This is a genomic window from Gilvimarinus chinensis DSM 19667, from assembly GCF_000377745.1.
GTDB classification, from domain to species: Bacteria; Pseudomonadota; Gammaproteobacteria; order Pseudomonadales; family Cellvibrionaceae; genus Gilvimarinus; species Gilvimarinus chinensis.
Map to the genome: position 1 here is coordinate 237,573 of NZ_KB898709.1, position 21,285 is coordinate 258,857.

Consider the following 21,285-nt stretch of genomic DNA (forward strand, 5'->3'; position numbering starts at 1 on the left):
GTTGTAATCAGCCCCCGAAACACGCGTTAAACCCAGTCTTCAGCTTGGTTATCATCTCCCACGCATGCTGCTCAAAAAACCGGCAGACAAAAAAGAAGCTTCCTGCGCACCTACGCTGGATCACGGGGTCTTTTGGCTGACATTGCAGCAAATCTAGGGTACCGCCTACGCCTGGGAGGCGATGCCCTCACGACAAACACGGAGTATCTGCTCGGCCAGCGCAGAGTCGTTTACCGCTCGAGCTAAGGCCACACCGCCGACCATCAACACGGCATTGCGCAACGCCTCATCCGCGCCGTCCTCAAAGCCACCGGCACGGGTGATGGTGGTAACCAGCCCCTGAAACACCCGCGTGTAGGCCTTGCGCACCGGCTCTTCACGCTGCTGAATGTCCGTGGCTAAAAATGCCAGCGGACAAGGGTTTTTATCCCCGGTTATACGCCCGACACCCAGATAGCGAGCCGCCAACTCCTGAGTATTAAGGTCATGAGATGACCGCAGCAAATACTCACGCGCACTGCTGGCCGCCGCAACAATTGCTTCGGCATAAAGTTGGGACTTGCTGCGAAAGTGGGCGTAGAACGCCCCACGGGTTAATCCCGCCGCGTCCATCACATCGTCAATACTGACCCGCTCATACCCCAAACGTGTGAATAGCTGGCCCGCCGCGCTCAGAATGCGGGCTTTGGTATGCTGTTTGTGTTCACTTTTCCATCCCATTGGTCATCCTCTTTAGGTCTATAAACACAACCTCAAAATATGTTCTTTAACATATTTTGAGGTTGGTTACAGTAGCGCAGTCGAGCGTTGAACAACAGGAGTAAACCATGACGGATTCAGTACACATTTTCGGCCCCGGCTTCAGCACCTTTGTACGGGTGGCGCTACTGGTATGCGAGGAAAAACGCATTCCCTATACCCTGGGCAAGACCCTTTACGGAAAACCGCAAGAAACCCACAGCCCGGCACACTTCAAGGTGCACCCGTTTGGCAAGCTACCGGTACTGTTTCACGGTAATTTCGTGCTCACCGAAACCGCAAGTATTATCCGTTATCTGGATGCAACCTTTGGTGGAGAAACACTGCAAGGCAATTCAGCACGAGAGAAAGCCGAGATAGATCAGTGGTGCTCACTGATAACCCATTATGTGGATTACCATGTGGTGCGACAATTTATGCTGGAGGTATTACTTCCCAAAGGAGAGAACGGCGAACCGAGGTTCGATGTGATTGCAAAAAAGCGCCCCTTGGCGGAAAACGCACTGAAGATCGTAGAAGAGCAACTAGGTGATAAGCCATATCTTGTGGGCAATGAGTTTAGCCTCGCCGATGCCATGCTGGCACCGATGTTGTCGTACAACCTGGAGTCGCCCGAGTTTCTCAATGTCGTGGCGCATTCAGAAAAACTGACCGCCTACACCAAACGACTCGAAGCTCGAGAGAGCGGACAGAAAATTCTCAAACCACTATCACAGTCCCGATAGAAAAAGCGCCAGATCGAAATACCGCTCTGGCGCAAAACGAACAGAGCTGTTTTCACACTTGTGCAAGCGCCCAGCGCTTGAAGTTCATGCCTGGGAAGCATCGCGGTTACAATAGACTCGTTTATACCGATTAATTCTTTTTTCTCATCCACTGTCTAATTGTTCTTCTGTCAATCGACTATACTGCAACGGCCGCTGAAGCAAGCCGTAAGTTCGCGGTGCTAGTGGGCCGTGCGCAAAAATAGGTAACCGTTCGCTGGGCCAAAACGCCCAGCTCTGCGCTGCCAACAAAGATGTCGGTAAGGAGCGAGAGCAGGATGCGATGAGCTTTGGAAAAACTTGAAATAGCCCCTCTATTCCTGCGTTTTTCCGTCTTGATCTGGTCATTTTGGCTGTGCTCCTTTGTCGCCTAACTTTACGCATGGCCCACTCAGCATCTTCGTACCGCATTGTTATGTAGGAATTTAAAAGGAGACTGACATGAGCTATATCGATGGATTTATAGCCGCTGTACCCACGGCCCGCAAAGAAGAGTATTTGCAACACGCAAAAATAGCCGCCAAATGCTTTAAGGAACACGGCGCGATCAAAGTAACCGAGTGCTGGGGTGACGATGTACCCGAGGGCGAAACGACTTCATTCCCCATGGCGGTAAAATGCAAGCCTGACGAAACCGTTGTGTTTGGATTGGTGGAGTGGCCCACCAAAAAAGTGCGAGATTCCGGCATGCAAAAGGTGATGGAAGACGAGCGCATGAGCAGCGACAGCAACCCCATGCCTTTTGATGGCAAGCGGCTGATTTACGGTGGCTTTGAGGTTATTTTTGACGATTGAACTATCAAAAACCACTTGGGGCCAACCTACATCAATGGAGCAGCGTATGAAAAGTATCGCTCAAAACCGAGTATGCCTTTGGTTTGACGGGGAGGCCCAAGCCGCCGCTGAATTCTACGCTCGTACCTTTCCTGACTCTGAGGTAAGTGCCATACACCGCGCCCCCGCCGATTATCCGGCAGGCAAAGCCGGTGATGTACTGACGGTGGATTTTGTGGTCTTAGGCATTCCATGTCTTGGGTTAAACGGCGGGCCCGCCTTTCGGCACAACGAGTCTTTTTCGTTTCAAGTAGCGACCCAAACTCAGGAGGAAACCGACCGCTACTGGAACGCCATTATTGATAACGGTAGAGAAGAGAGTGCCTGTGGCTGGTGTAAAGACAAATGGGGCGTGTCCTGGCAAATTACCCCGACAATACTCACAGACGCGATTACAAGCCCGGACCGTAAACTGGCAAAACGGGCTTTCGAGGCGATGTTAGGAATGAAAAAAATTGACATTGCTGTCATAGAAACTGCGATTAATCCGGTCAATTAAATTGGCCGGATTAATCGGTATACAACTCCATTTCATCCACCTGCATCCGATACGCCGCCTGGGACAAATCTGTTTCTACCAAGTCAATGGTCAGCGTGCCGGACACCCAAAAAGGGTCGTAGAGCGCATCGAGAATAATACCTTTTTCATACTTTGCGTAAACCACTTGATTCGGCGGCGGTGGAGGCAAGTGAATGCAAGCCCCGAAAAAGGGAACCAGTAAAAATTCGGTAATGCGCTGGTCATCATCAAACCGCAGCGGCACAACAAAGCCCGGCATGCGAATCGATTTGTTGTCATATTCGGCGACGGTTTTAGCCGACTTGAGCGCCAGATTGTAGGGGTCATTTTCATCCAGTCCGGCAAAACCTGTACCTTCACCAATGGACGGCATCACATCGGCCTCGCCGCCCTCGGGTACATCGTTTATCCATTCCGGGGGATTCATCAGTGCCTGCAAATCCTCTTCGGGCATTAAATCGGGCCACTCGATGGTCTGATAATCCTGCGCCCACGAGGCCACTCCAACTAACCAGGTAAACAGCAGCGCACAACTTACAAGCCTTTTCATACCATTCTCTTGCTTCACGGGAAAATCGCGTTATAACATAACACATCATTCGTCCGCAGCTGTAAATCATGTCCACCACGCCGCCATTCGCTATTGATATTTCCGACATCCAGTACGGTCACCGCAAAGGCCCATCCTGGCTTATACCACGCTGGCAGGTTGCCGTCGGTGCCACCGTGTTTATGCAAGCACCGTCGGGTGCAGGCAAGTCTACCCTGCTAAATGTTCTGGCAGGGCTGTTACCCGTGCGCAGCGGAACATTAACCGTGCTAAACGAACCACTGCACGCACGCCGCCCCGCGCAAACAGCCCCCTGGCGGGCGCGTAACCTTGGGGTTATTTTTCAAAGCCTTAACCTGCTGGATTACTTAAGCTGTCTGGACAACATTTTATTGGCGGCGCACTTTGCCAAAAATCGACAAACAGGGCTGAGCGAGAGCGCCCGCGAGCTGATGCAAAAACTTAATTTGCCCGACAAATTACTGCACAAAAAAGCCGGTGAACTGAGCGTAGGCCAGCGCCAGCGAGTCGCCATCGCCCGCGCGCTGATCAATAATCCCGCTCTGATTTTGGCCGACGAGCCCACCTCGGCACTGGATGATGAAAACGGTGCAGACTTTATCGCCCTGCTGTTTGATCTGGTACGCGAGCGCAACTGTACCCTGGTGTTTGCCAGCCACAACAAAAGCCTGGGCGATTATTTTGGCCAACACATTTTTCTGCAGGATTTGAGCCGCCCACTATGATGTTTCGCCTTGCCATAAAAAGCCTGCTCAGCCGGCGTTTCAGCGCTGCGGTATGCGTGGCCATGATTGCTTTAAGCACCCTTGCGTTGCTGACCGTAGACACCGTGTACCGGGGTACGCAATCGGCTTTTAGCCGTGGCGTACAAGGGATCGACTTAATGGTGGGTGCCCCCACGGGGGACATTAATTTACTGTTGTTTTCGGCCTTCCATGTGGGCGCACCCAGCCGCGAGCTGAGCTTTTCTACATTCAAACACTGGCAAAACAACCCGGCCGTTAAACGCGCCGTGCCGCTAATGTTGGGAGACAGCCATAAAGGCTTTCGCGTTATTGGTACCAACCAGCAGCTGTTTGATCACTTGCGAGCGACCAATGGCAACAACATATTTGCCCAAGGCGCGCCCTTCACTCATGTCTTTGAAGTCACACTCGGCCGCGAAGTGGCGCGCAAGTTAGGCTACCGGCTGGGAGACCAATTAATACTTAGCCACGGCATGGGCAGCCATAGCTTTCAGCAACACGATGCGCGCACCTTTACGGTTACCGGTATTCTCGCCGCCACCGGCACACCGATTGATAAAACCCTGCAAGTCAGCCTGGATGGCATTGAAGCCATACACTGGCCAGAACAGAAAATCGCCAACCTGCCGACCCAACTCCCGATTGGTGAAAACCCACAATTAACGCCAAAGAGCCTGGCCGCTTTTTATCTTACCTTAGAAAATAAGGTGCGCACGTTTCAGTTACAACGGGCCATTAACCAGTACCCCAAAGAGCCCACTCAAGCTGTATTGCCAGGTGTTGCCGTCACTCAACTCTGGGGTATGCTCGACTGGATAGAAATCGCACTTCTCACTTTGGGCGGTCTGGCCTCCTTAATTGCCACCATAGGAGTCAGCGGTACGCTACTAACGCACCTTGAGCAACGCATGAAAGAGTTCCAATTGTTGCGAACCCTCGGGGCACGCCAGCGATTTATCTTCACACTCTTGGGTATAGAAACCACAAGCCTCGTCGCCTTGGGCGCACTAATCGGCTGTGTAGGCACCATTGTTCTTGAACGCGTTTTACTGACCGTGGCACAAAACCGCTGGGGACTATACTGGGCTTTAGACATTGACTGGCTATTCATTAGCACTGGCATTGCCACCCTAGCGGTGATCGCAGGTATTATTTTTTCTGGCCTATCGGCCTTGCGTTTGCGTAAATTATCGCTGTAGGAGACGCCCCCCACAGCGGTTCTAATACAGCAGTGAATACCGACAAGCACGTTTTATTTTATCAACGCCTGCAAGTGCTCTGAGATTTCCTCACGGGAGCTAGACTCAATAAAACCAATAGAAAAGGTAGAAGGCGCTGTAAGAAATTTATTTTTACCCTGTCGGCCAAACCCTAACACCGTCATATAGGGTCGACTCACGTAGTCATCCGGGTGCGCGTCATCGTTATGATTCAGTAAATAAAGAACGCGGGGGCTATCTTTATCACCAAACGCATACCATTCCGGTCCGGGTAAGTCTCCGGCATACGAGTCATAGATGGAGTGCCTTTGCAAACTCGCAGAGTTGTACCAGAAATCACCCTCATCCATTGCACCCCCTGGCACACCTTCATACTGCACCCAGTAGTGATAGCCAGGGCTCACTTTGCTCATGGTAAAATCACAACGATCCGGGTAGAAATCCCAACGCCCTTCCCATTTGCCATTATCTGACGTAAACAGTATTTGCACGTGATTAGGGGTATTAACGGTTATCTCAGAGGTCGCAGGGTCAGTACCCGCATTCATAGCATGAAAGTAATTGCCATCCTGCTTATGCACCGCATTCGGAAAACCTCGGTATTCGCCTTTCCACCCCGAGCCTGCTTTATTGTGAAAGCCCAGCCAGTCTATTCCTTCATTATCCACCATGCTGGATAAACCACCGCCGCTTTTTTCCAGGAAAAAAACAGCATTGTTGGTGTGAATAACATAAGCGTGCAACCCTCCTGCAGATTCATCCACCCCATGCGTTAACCGAACCCCTGGCTCCGTGACGCGATTAACGCAGGATGCCAGCAATACCATTGTGGTAACCAATACCAGTGTCTTTATTGTATGTTCCATAAATAATCTCCTAACGCAGTTGTTAACCATTTATTCAGCTAAGGCTGATTGGCCAAGGTTTTCCTGCAGCGCATTGAATAACGATAAAAGGGAATCGTTTTTAAGAACTCTTCTATAGGCAGCACGGCAAAGGCCCAGAAAATGGATGCCTGAAGATAAAGAATCAGTAGCGCGCACAAGGGTACTGAGATAACCCACTGAGTATAAAAATGAATTTTTAAAACTCGGGCACTCTCTCCTAAGGCTCGCAACATATTGCCAGCGAGGGTGTTATAGGCGCGGACAATGGGTAAAACAATATACAATGGGGCAATTGCCCAAAGGGCCGCTTTAGTTTCAGGCTCTATATCAGGATAGATAGCCCCAACACAAAAGCTTAAAAGTACAAACAATAACGCAGTGACAAATGCTACCCCCATCCCCAAACGTACACACGCGGGTATAAACTGCAACACGGCTAACTTGTTGTTATTACCTAAAGCCTGGCTAATGGTAATCGCCGAAGCTTGTGCCCAGGCATTAGGAAACTGTGTGCCAGCTCGAACCCAGGGAAAAATGAGCGTTATCGCGGCAAAAGCATACACCGAGAGTTGAGCAAACAGTAATTGGTACACCGTTGCCCCTATCGATAACAGAATAAAATTGGCCGCGATTGGATGTATTACTGAAAACTGTGGTTTTAATTCTCGAAAGAAAGTCTGGCCAGTGGGATATTTAATATTCACTGCCTGACGCCTCAAGCAGAAAAATAAAAACCCCGCGCGTACACTTACCGCCAAAAGACTACCCCACGCTGCCCCGTCCAGCCCCATCCCTGGAACCCCGGCGACCCCCTGTATTAAGCAGTAACTAATCGCAATATTGATGGGCAGCTCCAGCACAAAACCTTTGAGCGGCAATTTTGCATTACCTAATCCATTAAAAAGCGCGGTACTGGTCTGACTGTAAGCGTTGACCAAAACAATATATTTAGCCACAGCCAAATAACTGAGCGTGATTTCTGCCAATCTCTGGTCACTGGTAATTATGCCAACAAGGCTGTGACCGAACCTATCAAGCGCCATAAAAAATACAAGGCCGGTCACTCCATTAACAAACAGTCCAATCCAGTATGCGACGTTAATATCTTGTTGATTACCCGCACCAAACGCTCTACCGATGAGAAGCTGAACACCATTGCCAATGGCAATTTCTACCCCTAATACAAAAGTGATTAACGTGGCAGCAATTCCCATGGCCGCCACTGATGTTTCCCCCAGAGGGGCAACCAAAAGGGTATCTATCATTAGCATGGATTGAATCAACAGCGCGTTAAACGCCAATGGCCATGCCAATGAAAAGTTTTTACGTAAATAGTGATCGAACTTCGTCAAAAGCTGGCCTATACGCGTGCGCCCAGATCATCTTGCATACTATAGAGCCAAGCCATTATTCACCCGCTTATGATTTATAACCAATATCGCCCAGGTCGTTTCCCGCAGGCCCGCTACCCGGCCAAGTAATCATGAGACCCTGACACCTGCACGAGTGCTTTTCTGTCTGGCGCTGTTTTGCAACAAGGCCCCAATGGTAAAAATAACCAACGCACAGGCCACGTACATTAACCGTCCCCAAAGAGGGTTGGGTATAAGCATCATCAGCAACACCCCAGCACCCATTATTTGAATCATAATGCCCAATTTATAGCGTTGCTGGCGATCGTAGTCGTCTTGTTCGTTATCGGAAACAACAGGTGTGCGCAAGTCTTGAAAAAAACGCTCGGTTTCGACTTTGTTCGCGTCTTTGCCATCTCGATAAAAAAGTGTTGTTGCACAAAAGAAACCTGCGGTGATCACAATATGCGCGGCCAAGGTAATCATAAGATTCATATCCACGGCTTCGCGGTCTGTCAAATCAGGCATACCCACCATCGCCGCAAACTCATGAGCAGTAAACACGTTCGCCGTAAACCAGGACACGAACAACCCTAATGCCACAGTTGCCCAGGGTGCCCACTGGGGAGTCTTGCGAATAACCAGACCCAAAATAAGAGGCACCATTAACGGCACTTGAATCATGGTGGATACAGACATCATAAGCTCAAATAAACTAAGCTCGGCCAGTGACTTAAAGTACAGCGCCATCGCTATAACCAAAATACCATTCACGCAACTGGCGACACGACTCACCCGAAGCAGTTTTTTGTCGTCACTGGTACGTCCCCGTCGGGCGATAAAGGGTTGATAAATACTGCGCACAAAAATCCCTGCGTTTTTATTCAGCGCAGAATCCATCGATGACATTGAGGCGGCAAATAACCCGGCCATCAACAACCCTACCGTACCAATGGGCATCGCATTTCGGGTAAAAACAAGGTAAACAGCATCTTGCGCTTTATCTCCCAAGGCGGCGTAATCAGAGGCTGCATCGGGGTAAAGCGTGGCAGCCGCCCAAGGGGGAATAAACCAGATAATGCTGCCCACCCCCATCAACACCATTGCCAACAGAGCCGCTTTACGTGCATTGGCAGAATCCTTCGCGTTTAGAAAGCGAAAAGAATCGTGCAAGTTCATGATGGTGATTAACTGCTTTGCCAAAAAGAAAATAAAGGTGCCCACCAGAATCAAGCCGTAATTCATGTCGGGGCCCATCACAAAGCCCCCGGGAAAGTTGGCAACCATTTCTACCGGCCCACCCACTTTAACCAGTGCAACTATTGCGCAAGCCACAGAGACCACGGCCACAATCAGCGTTTGCACAAAGTCGGATGAAACCACGCCCCAGGAGCCCGACAGAACAGAAATAAACAGTACCGTTAAACCAGTAGCGATAATGGTAACGACAATATCGGCATCAAAAACTGCGCTGGCAAAAACACCTAAAGCATTGAGCCAAACCCCCGCGTTGATAAAGCTGAAAACAATCAACGCCCAAGAGAAAAACGTTTCATTCTGGGTTCCAAAACGTCTTTTAATGGCTTGTGAAGGCGTATCCACTCGCATCTGACGAAACCGATGACTGAAAAACGCCCACCCACAGAAGTACGCAAAGGTGTTGGCAAAAAACACCAGACAGATGGCAAAACCATCAGAGAAGGCTTTGCCTGCGCCGCCGGTGAAAGTCCACGCAGAAAACTGAGCCATAAACGCCGTTGAACCAACCATCCACCACAGCATCCGGCCACCACCGCGAAAATAATCGCTGGTAGAATGCTTGGCCAACTTAGTAAAAGAAAAACCAGCGGCCAGCACCAACACGAAATAGCCGGCAATGACGATATAGTCGTAAACCATAAAACTAACCTTTATTGCAGATGAGTCACATCTGTCCAATTATTATTGTTGCGAATCACGTCGATTAACTGTTGATACTGACTTCCTTCCTTGAAGGTCTGGTAGGGCGGTACAGCCTCACCCTGGATGTCTCTTACCAGCTCTCTGATCAAGTAACGCCAGTTGCGCTCTGTATCGTTTTCTACCTTAGGCATATCGTCAATAATATCCTGAGGCAGAGGGCACTCTTTCCATACTTTATCATTGCTCCAAAGGTACAGCGGCCCACTACCATAGTGGCCTTTAATATAAATAGCGCCTTCAGTACCATAAAAAACTATATGGTCTTCGTGAAAACGTGGGTTAAGGCCACCGTGTTTAAACAAGACGGAAACAGGTTTTTTTGCCAGCGGACTTTCCAGTTGTGCCAACACCGTGTAAGTCCATTCCACATTACTCTCGCCCCACTTCAAGTTGGGATCGTTAATATCTTTCGGGATAAAATCGCGGCGGGTTTTAAAGTTACGTACGCCCTCAACAATAGGCGCCTTACCCAAATCGTCTCGTACCTCGCCCATAATGGACACTATTTTATCGCCAATAACAGAAGTGACGATCGATAACTTATGAGTGAAATTGTTATTTAAACGACCACCGCCATCCTCTTTTCTGTGTGACCAACCAAAAGGAATTTCTTTCTCTAAGTTAAAGTGAGAAATGCACTCGACTTCAACTGGCTCACCGATGGCGCCCTCAGCAACGAGTCGCTTCGCATGCATGATGTCTGGCATATATCGAAAACTGGCCGCAAAGGCTGTTTTCACCTTTTTTTGTTGCGCAAGCTCGTACAGCTCAACTGCCGTTTCACCGCTGTGCGTCATCGGCTTATCGCAAAAAACATGGCACCCAAACTCGATGGCCTGTTTTATCGGCTCATAGTGTGCGCCGCCTGGGGTCGCAATAGAGACCACATCGGGGTTGCACTCTTGCAGGGCCTGTTGCCAATCCGTGCCGTAATAGGGTATCGACATTTTCTCTGCGACGTCTTTCACCACCGCCGGCGTACGGCCAACAATGCCGACAACGTCCGCCCCTACCGCGCGAAAGGCCTCCGCGTGTCCTTGCCCCGCAAAGCCAGTTCCCACTACCAATACTTTCACTGTTTTCTTCATATACACACTCACATTTAAAATTGTTTGTATTTTCCAGGCTCAGCCACCATTAACGTCATTACCAATGCCACATACTGCCGTCTTCTAACCGGCTAACGGGCAGATACGAACGTTTGTACGGGTACTTCAACGCTGCCTGCTCATCAAACTCTACGCCAAGGCCTGGCGCTTCACTGACATAAGCCATCCCGTTTTGCACGGTAAATTCATGCTGAAAAATCTCGCGCAACGACTCATTGCCAAAACCTACAAACTCCTGAATACCAAAGTTTGGCACCCAAGTATTCAAATGCATGTGAGCGGCAAAACAGACGGGAGACAAATCAGGTGCCCCGTGGGGCGCTAACTGAACGTTAAACACACTCGCGAAATCGGCGATTCGCTTTAATGCCGTAATACCGCCTGCGTGAGTTGCCGCCACACGAATGTAATCAATCCATTGGTTTTGAATAAGGTCTTTACAGTCCCATAGGGTGTTATAGGTTTCACCAATTGCGAGGGGGGTGGTGGTGTGCTGACGAATGGTTTTATACGCTGTTTGGTTTTCAGCGATGCTCGCATCTTCTAAAAACAACAGGTTGTAAGGCTCGAGCAGCTTGCCCAGCCTTGCGGACTCTATCGGCGTTAAACGACTGTGCACGTCGTGTAATAGCTGTACCTGATTTCCCAACCGTGAACGGGCTTGCTCGAACAGCTCGACCACCAGATCAAAGTATTTAGGCGTAGACCATGTCTCTTCTGGGGGCAAAGGTCGGCTACCCTGCAACTCAAAGTAGTCTTTTTTATCCCCGAGCACACCATAGGTCACCTCAAGGCCCGGCACCGCCGATTGCAGGCGAACGGCTTTAAAGCCGTTACTCACATGCTGTTCAGCATTAGCCAGCGTTTGCTCAATACTTTCACCGTTGGCATGAGCGTACAGGGTTACGCCCTGACGACTCTTGCCGCCCAAAAGCTGATAAACCGGTAATCCCGCTACCTTTCCTTTTATGTCCCACAGCGCCATATCGATAGCCGCAATAGCCGCCATGTTAATGGGCCCACGACGCCAATAAACGCCCCGGTACAGGTACTGCCAAATATCCTCAATATTATGGGCATCGCGCCCAATCAAACAGGGAATAACATGCTCTTGCAGCATGGCCACCACCGCTTGCTCACGGCCGTTGACGGTAGCGTCGCCCAGCCCATAGACCCCATCTGAGGTGGTGACCTTAACGGTTACGAAGTTTCTGCCGGGGCAGGAAACGAATACATCAATCTTTTCTATTTTCATAGTTCAAGCCTCAAACAAGCTCGTAAACGCAACATAAAACGTTTTACTAAATCGGTTTATCTGCAATTTAGCAGAATTTTTATTCAAGTCAAGGGTTAGAGGCCAAACGTTTATGGGTGCTGCAGCGGCGGGCTTTTCCTACCCAGCCGCTAGCGTGAGGACCAAAAAGGCTGAAAGCCTAAAAAGAAATAAAGAGGGAGGCAGTGGTTACTTGAGGGGCCTGCAAGATTGACGCGGCACCAGCGTACACGGGGTCACAATACGCGCAGCCGGAGCCTCGTGCCCGCCAATCAACGACAGCAACAGCTCGGCGGCCCGCTGCCCAATATCGTATGGTTCTTGTTTAATCACACTTATCGGAGTGTGAAAAAACTCCACCATTGGCAGGTCATCAAACCCCAGCAGAGAGACATCCTCCGCCAAGGCAACGCCCTGACTCTTAAATACTTGCATCAGTTCAATGGTAATGGCCAGATGCTGAGAAAAGAATGCCGTAGGCCCGTCCTTTGAGCGCATCAGCTCAGTGGGCGATTGGCTAAAGCCAGTTTCACGCTGCCAGTGCAGCACTAGGTCTTCGCGAAATTTAACCCCCTGCGCCGACAATGCATCGCAATATCCGGTCAAACGGTCCCGGCGGGACTTCACCGAGGTAAACTCCTGGGTAACAAAACAGATATTTTTATGGCCCAACTGCAACAAATAATCGGTCGCCTCGTAAGCGGCCTTACGATAATCGGAAACAATAATGTATTTTTCATCGCCCGAGTGCTCCAGCTGAAACTGCACTACCGGCAACCCCTGCCCCATCAGCTTATCAATTAACTCGACATTCGCGCCCGACGAGGCAATAACAATTCCGTCCACATTCGTTTGACTGAGGTTAAGCAGGGCTTGCGCTTCTTTCTGCGGATCAAAATCGGTACTGTAAATCAGCACGTTGTACTGGCTGTTTTTACAGAAATCATCAATCCCTCTCAGGGTCTGACTGGTGTAAAACCCCGTTACATCCCGCACCACCACACCAATGGTTTTCGTGGTATTGGTTTTTAAACTGCGGGCAATAGCATTGGGCACATAGTTAAGAGCCGCTATCGAGGCCTCTATACGGCTGCGCGTTTCTTTTGACATATAATCAAAACGCCCACTCAAAAACTGAGACACCGTGCTTTTCGACACCCCCGCATGCGCGGCCACATCAACCAGCCTAACCTTTGCCATAATCTATATCTTCTGCTGTTCACGTCACGGAAACCAATGCCTATAATACCGGAAGCATGCGATTGAGGGCACCCGAAGCCCTTACCAGTTAATAGCAATTAAACCGGCTTTCTGACACACTATGCCGCACCACCATTGCGCGTCTGCACGCTTCGCAACCCTCTATTTTTACGAGTCAGCCGCACGGTGCCATAACAAAAACAAGGTGCAACCGCACCGCCCAAACAAAAGAGCTGCCAGTGCACAAACCTAAGGTTTATCTCAAACAGCTATAGGGCAATATTATGAAACTACGCATCCCCCACTCGCTCATTCTTCTGCCATTTATGTTCTCCGGGGCCGTAAATGCGGCTCAATCCACGGTGGGCTCTGACCTTTACCAGAAAGAAAACATCAATGCTCAGCAAGTGCCAGCACAAGCTCTGGAGGCGGTACAAAAGCTTGCTCCAGGCTTCCAATTCCAAGAAGCGGAGCAGGAGACCAAACATGGCAATCAGTATCTCGATTTAGAGGGCGTGACAAGCACCGGGGAAGAAATTGAATTCGATATGCTGCTAAACGCTGATAGCGTCTGGGAAGTGGTAGAGATTCAAAAGGACTTGCAACTCGAGAACACCCCACCGTCGTACAAGACTTGTTCAACAAAACCTTATCCAACAAACAGCCCGCACGCATCATTGAAAGCCAACAAATGGACGGCTTAGTGATCTACGAGTTTTATTTTGTGGAAGAAGGGAAAACCACGAAGCAGGAAATTAAACTGGACGGCGATAAAGCCTCGCTACTTGAGCAGGAGTGGGTGCATTAAGCGCTCGCACAAAAAAGGCCGGGGTTACCGGCCTTTTAGCACTTCAATCTATCTAATTACCGTGTTCCTATCAGATATCCGTACACCAATTCATCACCCGGTGCATGGTACACGATGGTTACCGCCGATTCGGTTGCTGTTCCCATCACAAAACCTGCGGCACCTCCGGTACCTAGGATTTCACTGCCTTTCAGCTCACAGCTAATATCGCCTTCATTGTGGCTGATTGAGCAGCTACCATCGGCATTGATGGTAAAGCTTCCCGCCAAAGCCGTTATGCTGGGACCATTCTTGTTGCCGTCGTTCTGCGCAATTAGCTCTTGGCCAGAAATAGTGTATGTACCGGCGCTTACATTATCCGAAGCTGCTTCAACACCATGAAATAATGCAGAGACAGACTCACCATCCGACGTGTTAGGTTTGGCAATAATAGTGACACTGTTTTCACCTACGGTGCCTACGACGGTCGGGAAGCCAGTCTCCAGGGTGCCATCATCAGCGTAAGTACAATCAGAGCGGTAACCTTCGCCGGCCGATAAGTAGCAACTGCCATCCGGCTCCAGGGTGAGCACACCCGAAACACTATAATAGTCGGGCCCTGTCGCTTGCTCGAAAACAATAATTGTTTCCTTGCCTTGCAGTAAATAACTTTCAGAACCCTGCTCTTCCAACGTTTGCGCGAAATGAGCTTCGGCCTCCTCGCTGGTTACCAGAGCCTCTACCGCAGGGTCTTGTCCGGCGTTGGTAATCAAGTTCACCACGGCGGCCGAAGCAGCAAAGTCCTCAGCCGACAAACTGAAATCTACTGGAGTGGCAACGGCTTTCGCCGCATCGGCAAGCTCGATACCATTGTCTGGATTGCCGTCTTTGTCCAACGTTAATAACAAACGCACAATATTCAAGACTTGACCGTCGCGCGGATCTGAAGTGCCAACCAGATCCAGCGGCGTAATCACCGAACCACCAGGCACCGCAAGTAATTGCAAGTCCCCGATAGCAAAGCTGACTAATTCCCCATCAGCATATTCAAACTCACCACTGTCAGTGGTTTGTCCCGAAACAGAGGCGGTCTGATAATCTAAATTAGCCACCGCGCTATCGACAAATATACCGGTCAATAGGCTTACTTCGGAGCTAGAGCTAGCTTCAGAGCTTTGTTCTGACGAAGAGCTGGAAGAGGAGACAATAGAGCTCGAAGAACTCTCACTGGAGGAGATCTCGCTAGACGATGATGATGCAAGGCTACTGGACGAGCTGCTGAGGGATGAACTGCTGCTAGGGGTAGAACTGGTTATCGAAGAGTTCGAACTGCTGATCTGATTATCATCATCGGAGGACCCACCACAAGCCCCCAACACACCAGACAAAATAGTGACCAATCCGATATTAAATGGCTTCATTGCTCTCTTTCCCTGTATAGATAATGAAAAAAAATAGTACCGTGATGGCCAATTCAACTCAAGGTGTTAGCGTCTTCGGTAAATCCATCACCAAGCTTTTATCAATGGTGGAGTGACAACTCAACCACCTAGACTCAAGTAGCTGTCGACAGGGTGCGGGAAAGTGCCAACCAGAACCAGACCAAGCCACCATTCCCGCTCCCTGTAAATCGTCCTACAATTTACCCTCGCTGCACATTCAACTCCGCTTCAATCTCTTCCATCCGCTTAGTATTAAGCGGGTAGAAAATCAGCAAAAATACCGCAGCGAAGGCAAATATCGCGGGGATCCAGCTCATTAGCATCACCATACCGTCGGTGGCCTGGGCAATGGTACTTGGGTCGGTACCCACGTAGCCGTAACCACCTAGCACCAGCAACACCAAAGCGCCGGCAAAACCACCGCCGGTTTTTTGGATAAAGCTACCGGCGGAGTAAAACAGGCCGGTAGCACGGCGGCCGTGTTTCCACTCGGAGTAATCGGCGGCATCGCCCAACATACTGAAGGTCAGTACCGGCATAAAGGCAGCGAAAAATTCGGCGGCGCAGCCCAGTACAAACAGGCCGGTGACATTATCGCTGCTCAGGAAAGAGATGCAGCCTGTCAGCACGCCGCTGATTATCAGCGAGGCAATAAACAACGTCTTTTTACCCACCAGGCGCGTGAAATAACCGCATACAAAGGCCGCGAAAATCGAGGTGATCAGCAGTGCCAAAAAGTACATGCCAGTCATGGTGGGTTCGTGCAAATAATGCTTAAAGTAGTAAGCGATGACTACATACTTAATGCCGTTAAACAGCATGGTCAAAAAGCCCAGGCCCAGAATCATCAGCCAGGGTTTGTTGGTTAACAGGTTAACCAAATCGCGCTGTGAAGGCGTGGTTTCACCCTCGGGGCGACGAATAAGCTTACGAATTAAATAACCCGTACCCACCAGCACCAGAGCACAAAACACCCCCATATACCAAGGGTTGAGTTTGTAGGTGGCATCGCTGCCCTGCGTCAGGCTGAAAAAGAACAGCGAAATAGACAGCAAAGGCACGATAATAAACGGCAGGTTAACGAGCAGATCTTTAAATTCTTTTTTGAACGAGCCAGTGTTCTCGGTTGGGACGATACGCTCTTTGGTGGTAGCAAAAGTGATCACGCACAACGCCACCAATAAAACCGCGAACACGTACATGGTTTGCTGGTAGCCTTTGGCTTCGTCACCCTGGCCAAAGTACTCCACCAGGTAAGGTGTACCGGCCATCACCAAAGCGCCACCTAAAAACGCCCCGGCAAAACGGTAACCGGACAGCACGCTGCGCTCTTCGTGGCTTGAGGTCATCACCCCCATCAGCGCCGAATAAGGCACGTTATTCACCGTATAGGCGAGGGTTAAACCGATATAAGTAAAGTAGGCCCACACCAATTTCATTTCGGGGCTGATATCAGGCGCGGTAAAAGCCATTACCATAAACAGGCCCAGCACCGGGGCAGACCATAAAATCCACGGGCGGAACTTACCGTATTTGGTCTGGGTGCGGTCGGCAATCATGCCCATAATAATGTCGGTGATGCCGTCGGATACCCGTACCAACAGCAGCAAAGCGGCGGCAGCGGCAGCGGTAATACCGAGCGTATCGGTATAAAAAACGGCCAGATAAGCCAAGGCACCGCGCCACACTAAATTGGCGGCGGCATCGCCCATGGCGTAACCGGATTTTTCTAAAACAGAGAGTTTACTGGCAGAAGATGTGGCCACGTGTCACCTCGAGGTCTTGTCGTTATATGGGCATTTTGGGCTGCAGGGGCAGAGAGAGCGGCCCCCAAAGCGGGTCAAGCATAAGAGTCGGCACCGCAAAAGTACAGCGTTACCAATAGGTTATCGATATCGTGAAGGGCAACAATTCACCCCTGGTGTAACCGATGCGCAATCGCCGCCTTCCACTCGCCTATCGCCGTATGGTCAGATTCGTACAAAGCGATACCCGTGTGATAGCGTGAGCCGGCCGCGCGGCACCACTTTACCTCCCCCGACAGCACAAAGCGCTGGTCCGGCTTGCGCAGCTGCACGCACAAGGCATAGATATGGCCAACGGGTAGGGCGCGGTCCAGCTCCACCTGCAAGCCATTTGCCGATAAATCCGTAGACCGGCTCAGTACTATCGTACCGGCCCCTGCGGCGGGCTCGCTTTCCAGCTCGATGTACACGGCTTCGCTGGCATCCAGGCGATACTCCTGACGCTGCTCACTGGGTTGAGTTTTCATGATGGGTCCGTTCCTTTTTTGTTATTCCGTGCGCCGCAGACCGCGCACGATGGTTTCTAATCGGTTTTCAAAGCGCTGTTCCGGCGGGTAGAACACCGCCCTGCCCGCCAATGCCATGGCCAGTAACTCGTCATATTGCAGCTCGGCCACTTTACTGCCCACCCGATCCACAAAAATATACTTACCGGTAGAGCGCATACTTACGGCTAACTTACAGCGAATGCTGCGGCCATCTTTGGTGGGTAAGTCGGCCCAGGTGCCCAACGTCAGGCCGTCAATTTCATCGCGTACTTTTTGCTCATGGGCGGCTTTACGCTCGGCCTCCTGTTGTTGCTGCTGACGCACTCGCGCCGCTTCGGCCTCGGACGCCAAGCGCTCAGCCTCAGCGCGCGCCTTGGCCTCGGCCTGTTGGCGCGCCGCCGCTTCGCGGGCGCGGGCTTCGGCCAATTGCTGCCGGCGCTTTAACTCGGCTTCACGCGCTTCGGCCGCCGCCACTTCGCGCGCCTCATATAAAGCCTCTAATTGTGCTAAACGCCCATTCGCCGCCGTCAGCGCGGCAGACATCACAGGGATTTGAGCAATCTCACGGGCAATGTCAGCGTCCAGACAGGCGCGCATTTGCGCCGCGGATTTCTGCAACGCCTTCTGACCGTTTCGGTTTACAAAAAGCAGTTGATCCGTGCCCGGTGCCTGCAGTAGAAACTGACACCGCAGCTGAGTTTCACCATGAAACTCCAGCCAATCCCCAGCGCTAAAATGGTGGCTCTCCCCACCAGCTTGTAAATGTTTAAGCGCTTCAGCTTCGCCATTTACCTCCCGCACCGGGGCCGAGATGGTTTCAATGCTCAGGCCTTTTAATAACTGAATAACGCAAGCCGAAATGTCACCAACAAAGCCCTGATAGGATTCGGCGCTGCAAGACGGTGGTGGTTCAGCACGCTCGAGCTGCGATATCAGCGCCGGGCCTTTATTGAAAAAAGCCTGACGATCACTATCGGATTTGTCCGGGTTAAGCGACCACACCATCAGTCGCAGCATGCGTGACCAAAAGCTCCAAGTCGTCGACTGATCAGAACCGTTAATTAACTCAAACTGCAACGCCGGTGTCAGCTGCTGCTGAATAAACGCGAGTATGGGTTCTGGCAGCAGGCGGCCAGCCACCACCTGGTTGTACAACTCAGCCACTTTATGCTCGGCATGCACGGCTCGAATGCGGCCCAGCTCAGAAGCTTGCATACGCTCGGCCAGCAGCGCCGCACGGTCTAACTCTTTCGCACACGCCTGGTTAAACGCCGTTAACGCCTGGGTTTGGTTGTCGCCCGCCTCAAGCGCGGCCACCAGTGCATCCAAGCGCTGGTAAAACTTAGCCCCCTGAGGGCCTAACGAATCGCACCAGGTTTGTACGTGGTAAAACACCTCATCCCAGGCGCGCCTGCACTCGCGCAAAGGGCCTAACGCAAGGCTCTCGTCCGCCACCACTTGCGCCACTAAAAAGGCCCCTAAGCGCTGCACTTGGGGTGCAATAGCTCGGTCACAATCCGTGTTGTTGTGCAACGAATGCCATAGCCAGGCCGCGTACAAACCGGGCAAGCCCGCCGCTGCCGAGACAGCCTGCGCCGAATAGGCCTGCCAGCTATCCTCAGCTTGCAACACCTCGGTCGGTAACGACATTAACTCAGCTGTTTCCACAGGTCCGGTTGGCACGCCGCCTTTTAGTAACGGGTAAAGCCGTAAGGCGCGCTCACTAACGTCTGGTTTAGTGCTCATAATTTACCCACGAATGACCCATGAGCGTGCAAGCCTCTCTTTTTTCGCACCGATGCGGAACCTCCCGACACAACCAGCCCGCACCAAAACTGAAACAGCACGTGGTGCATACGCACCAGACAAAACCAACAATTCATTAAAACACCTTATTTACCGCAGAAGCCTCGCGAGCCACGGGCTTCAACCTGCACCAAGTCGCACCATTGTCATTGTGGCATACCGGTTGCTGAAGGGGGGTTGTTTCGTACAGAAAAATCAACGCACTGATTAGTCACAGTCAACACATGGTTTGCGTATTCGCAAAGACCAGTTTAGACGGAATAGCTGTTATGAGTTCAGAAAAACTTAATTTACTCGATGTTACCCGCGCCAACATTCGCTTGCTGCATTTAACCTGGTTTGCGTTCTTTTTAACCTTTGTGGTGTGGTTTTCACACGCGCCACTCAAGCCACTGATTATGGAAGCCTTTAATATGAGCAACGCCCAGTGGAAGGCGCTGCTGATTCTTAACGTGGCTTTGACCATTCCCTCGCGCATTGTGGTGGGCATTCTGGTGGACAAGTTTGGCCCGCGCATTGTGTATTCACTGCTGTTAGCCGCAGGTGGCTTAATGTGTTTAGCCTTTGCCTGCGCCCAAACCTATGAGCAGCTGGCACTGTTTCGGTTTTTACTGGGCTTTGTTGGTGCCGGGTTTGTTATTGGTATTCGTCTGGTGGGCGAATGGTTTCCCGCACGCCATGTAGGCCTGGCCGAAGGTGTATACGGCGGCTGGGGTAACTTTGGCTCGGCCGCTGCCGCGTTTACCTTGCCCACCCTGGCGCTGCTGTTTGGTGGCGACGACGGCTGGCGCTATGCCATTGGCGTCACCGGGTTAATGGCGCTGGCCTACTCTGGTTTTTTCTACGCCCGCGCGCGCAACACACCCAAAGGCTCTACTTACTTTAAGCCGAAAAAATCCGGCGGCCTGGAAGTCACCAGCAAAAAAGATTTCTATTTCTACCTCGCCATGAACTTGCCCATGTACATTATTTTGGCGGTACTGGCCTGGAAACTTTCGCCTGCCGGGGTGGGCCTGCTAAGCCAGGGCACCACTTATTTAATGTACGGCATTTTGCTGGTGCTGTGTGCGTATCAGTTCAGCCAGATTTATAAAGTAAACAAAGACATGCTGCACGGCGCCCCGGTGCCCGAGCACGATAAATACAAATTCAAGCAAGTGGCCATTTTAGACTGGGCTTACTTTGTTACTTTCGGCTCGGAGCTGGCGGTGGTGTCTATGCTGCCCGCGTTCTTTTTAGAAACCTTTGAGGGCATGACCCTGGCCGCCGCCGGTGCATTGGGCGCGGCCTTTGCGTTTATGAATTTGGTGGCGCGCCCCGGCGGTGGTTACATCAGCGATAAATTCGGTCGCCGTCTTTCCATGTCGATTTTTATTATCGGCTTAACCATCGGTTACTTCACCCTGTCGCAAGTCAATGGTGCCTGGCCGGTATGGATGGCCGTTATCGCGGTAATGTTCTGCTCGTTCTTCGTGCAGGCTGGTGAAGGCGCGGTATTTGCCATGGTGCCACTGGTTAAGCGCCGTTTAACCGGGCAGGTGGCAGGCATGGCCGGTGCTTACGGCAACGTGGGCGCGGTTACCTTCCTGACCATTTACAGCTTTGTGGATGCCAGCACCTTCTTTATGGTGATTGGCGGCTGCGCGCTGGTTATTTTTGGTATTGTGCAGTTTTTAGAAGAACCTCAGGGCCACATGCACGAGGTTAACGAAGACGGCAGCATTACCCAAATAGAACTGACCTAAGCTCTGTTCGCACAC

General features: G+C 51.1%; 19 protein-coding genes. 7 read left to right on the top strand and 12 right to left on the bottom strand.

Annotated features, from left to right (window positions below; translation table 11 throughout):
- Window positions 1–165 precede the first annotated feature (165 nt).
- Window positions 166–720, bottom strand: a complete 555-nt coding sequence (locus tag D568_RS0112580) for a TetR/AcrR family transcriptional regulator (RefSeq protein WP_020209963.1) — start codon at window positions 718–720, stop codon at window positions 166–168.
- 107 nt (window positions 721–827) lie between these two features.
- On the opposite strand from D568_RS0112580, the gene D568_RS0112585 reads away from it, so the two are divergent.
- The 3 genes from D568_RS0112585 (at window position 828) to D568_RS0112595 (ending at window position 2,856) form a co-directional block, all read left to right on the top strand.
- Window positions 828–1,484: a glutathione S-transferase family protein gene (locus tag D568_RS0112585; protein ID WP_020209964.1), complete on the top strand. Its 657-nt coding sequence runs from the start codon at window positions 828–830 to the stop codon at window positions 1,482–1,484.
- Between the two features lie 480 nt (window positions 1,485–1,964).
- A complete protein-coding gene (locus D568_RS0112590) occupies window positions 1,965–2,318 on the top strand; it encodes a DUF1428 domain-containing protein (RefSeq protein WP_020209965.1) in 354 nt (117 codons plus the stop codon).
- Between the two features lie 46 nt (window positions 2,319–2,364).
- A complete protein-coding gene (locus D568_RS0112595; protein ID WP_020209966.1) occupies window positions 2,365–2,856 on the top strand; it encodes a VOC family protein in 492 nt (163 codons plus the stop codon).
- Window positions 2,857–2,866: 10 nt separating this feature from the next.
- Here the strand turns inward: D568_RS0112595 and D568_RS0112600 are convergent, their stop codons facing one another.
- Window positions 2,867–3,427: a DUF3299 domain-containing protein gene (locus D568_RS0112600; RefSeq protein ID WP_020209967.1), complete on the bottom strand. Its 561-nt coding sequence runs from the start codon at window positions 3,425–3,427 to the stop codon at window positions 2,867–2,869.
- A gap of 68 nt (window positions 3,428–3,495) precedes the next feature.
- Here D568_RS0112600 and D568_RS0112605 point away from each other — a divergent pair, with 68 nt between their 5' ends.
- Both D568_RS0112605 and D568_RS0112610 read left to right on the top strand, forming a co-directional pair.
- A complete protein-coding gene (locus D568_RS0112605; protein WP_020209968.1) occupies window positions 3,496–4,173 on the top strand; it encodes an ABC transporter ATP-binding protein in 678 nt (225 codons plus the stop codon).
- A complete protein-coding gene (locus D568_RS0112610; RefSeq protein WP_020209969.1) occupies window positions 4,170–5,393 on the top strand; it encodes an ABC transporter permease in 1,224 nt (407 codons plus the stop codon). The genes D568_RS0112605 and D568_RS0112610 overlap by 4 nt, the downstream gene beginning before the upstream one ends.
- 53 nt (window positions 5,394–5,446) lie before the next feature.
- Here the strand turns inward: D568_RS0112610 and D568_RS0112615 are convergent, their stop codons facing one another.
- The 6 genes from D568_RS0112615 to D568_RS0112640 all read right to left on the bottom strand — a co-directional run bounded on the left by D568_RS0112615 (window position 5,447) and on the right by D568_RS0112640 (window position 13,197).
- A complete protein-coding gene (locus D568_RS0112615) occupies window positions 5,447–6,280 on the bottom strand; it encodes a hypothetical protein (protein WP_020209970.1) in 834 nt (277 codons plus the stop codon).
- Between the two features lie 38 nt (window positions 6,281–6,318).
- Window positions 6,319–7,653: an MATE family efflux transporter gene (locus D568_RS0112620; RefSeq protein ID WP_020209971.1), complete on the bottom strand. Its 1,335-nt coding sequence runs from the start codon at window positions 7,651–7,653 to the stop codon at window positions 6,319–6,321.
- A gap of 129 nt (window positions 7,654–7,782) precedes the next feature.
- Window positions 7,783–9,552, bottom strand: coding sequence for a sodium:solute symporter family transporter (locus tag D568_RS0112625; RefSeq protein ID WP_020209972.1), 1,770 nt, complete (start codon window positions 9,550–9,552; stop codon window positions 7,783–7,785).
- 11 nt (window positions 9,553–9,563) lie between these two features.
- Complete coding sequence (locus D568_RS0112630) at window positions 9,564–10,703, bottom strand: Gfo/Idh/MocA family protein (protein ID WP_020209973.1); 1,140 nt, start codon at window positions 10,701–10,703, stop codon at window positions 9,564–9,566.
- Between the two features lie 58 nt (window positions 10,704–10,761).
- Window positions 10,762–11,979 (bottom strand): D-mannonate dehydratase ManD, encoded by a 1,218-nt coding sequence (manD, locus tag D568_RS0112635; protein ID WP_020209974.1) that lies wholly within the window; start codon window positions 11,977–11,979, stop codon window positions 10,762–10,764.
- Window positions 11,980–12,186: 207 nt separating this feature from the next.
- Window positions 12,187–13,197 (bottom strand): LacI family DNA-binding transcriptional regulator, encoded by a 1,011-nt coding sequence (locus D568_RS0112640; protein WP_020209975.1) that lies wholly within the window; start codon window positions 13,195–13,197, stop codon window positions 12,187–12,189.
- A 284-nt stretch (window positions 13,198–13,481) separates the two neighbouring features.
- Here D568_RS0112640 and D568_RS0112645 point away from each other — a divergent pair, with 284 nt between their 5' ends.
- Window positions 13,482–13,901: a hypothetical protein gene (locus D568_RS0112645; RefSeq protein ID WP_026287029.1), complete on the top strand. Its 420-nt coding sequence runs from the start codon at window positions 13,482–13,484 to the stop codon at window positions 13,899–13,901.
- A gap of 160 nt (window positions 13,902–14,061) precedes the next feature.
- On the opposite strand, the gene D568_RS21140 is transcribed toward D568_RS0112645, so the two are convergent.
- From D568_RS21140 to D568_RS0112670, 4 genes are all read right to left on the bottom strand, one after another.
- Window positions 14,062–15,405 (bottom strand): hypothetical protein, encoded by a 1,344-nt coding sequence (locus D568_RS21140; protein WP_157497859.1) that lies wholly within the window; start codon window positions 15,403–15,405, stop codon window positions 14,062–14,064.
- 221 nt (window positions 15,406–15,626) lie between these two features.
- Window positions 15,627–17,192: an MFS transporter gene (locus D568_RS0112660; protein ID WP_020209978.1), complete on the bottom strand. Its 1,566-nt coding sequence runs from the start codon at window positions 17,190–17,192 to the stop codon at window positions 15,627–15,629.
- Window positions 17,193–17,338: 146 nt separating this feature from the next.
- Complete coding sequence (locus D568_RS0112665) at window positions 17,339–17,698, bottom strand: PilZ domain-containing protein (RefSeq protein ID WP_020209979.1); 360 nt, start codon at window positions 17,696–17,698, stop codon at window positions 17,339–17,341.
- 21 nt (window positions 17,699–17,719) lie between these two features.
- The gene (locus D568_RS0112670; RefSeq protein WP_020209980.1) at window positions 17,720–19,465 is read right to left on the bottom strand and encodes a DUF1631 family protein; all 1,746 of its coding nucleotides are present in this window, start codon (window positions 19,463–19,465) and stop codon (window positions 17,720–17,722) included.
- Between the two features lie 329 nt (window positions 19,466–19,794).
- Here D568_RS0112670 and D568_RS0112675 point away from each other — a divergent pair, with 329 nt between their 5' ends.
- Complete coding sequence (locus tag D568_RS0112675) at window positions 19,795–21,270, top strand: MFS transporter (protein WP_020209981.1); 1,476 nt, start codon at window positions 19,795–19,797, stop codon at window positions 21,268–21,270.
- Window positions 21,271–21,285: the final 15 nt, after the last annotated feature.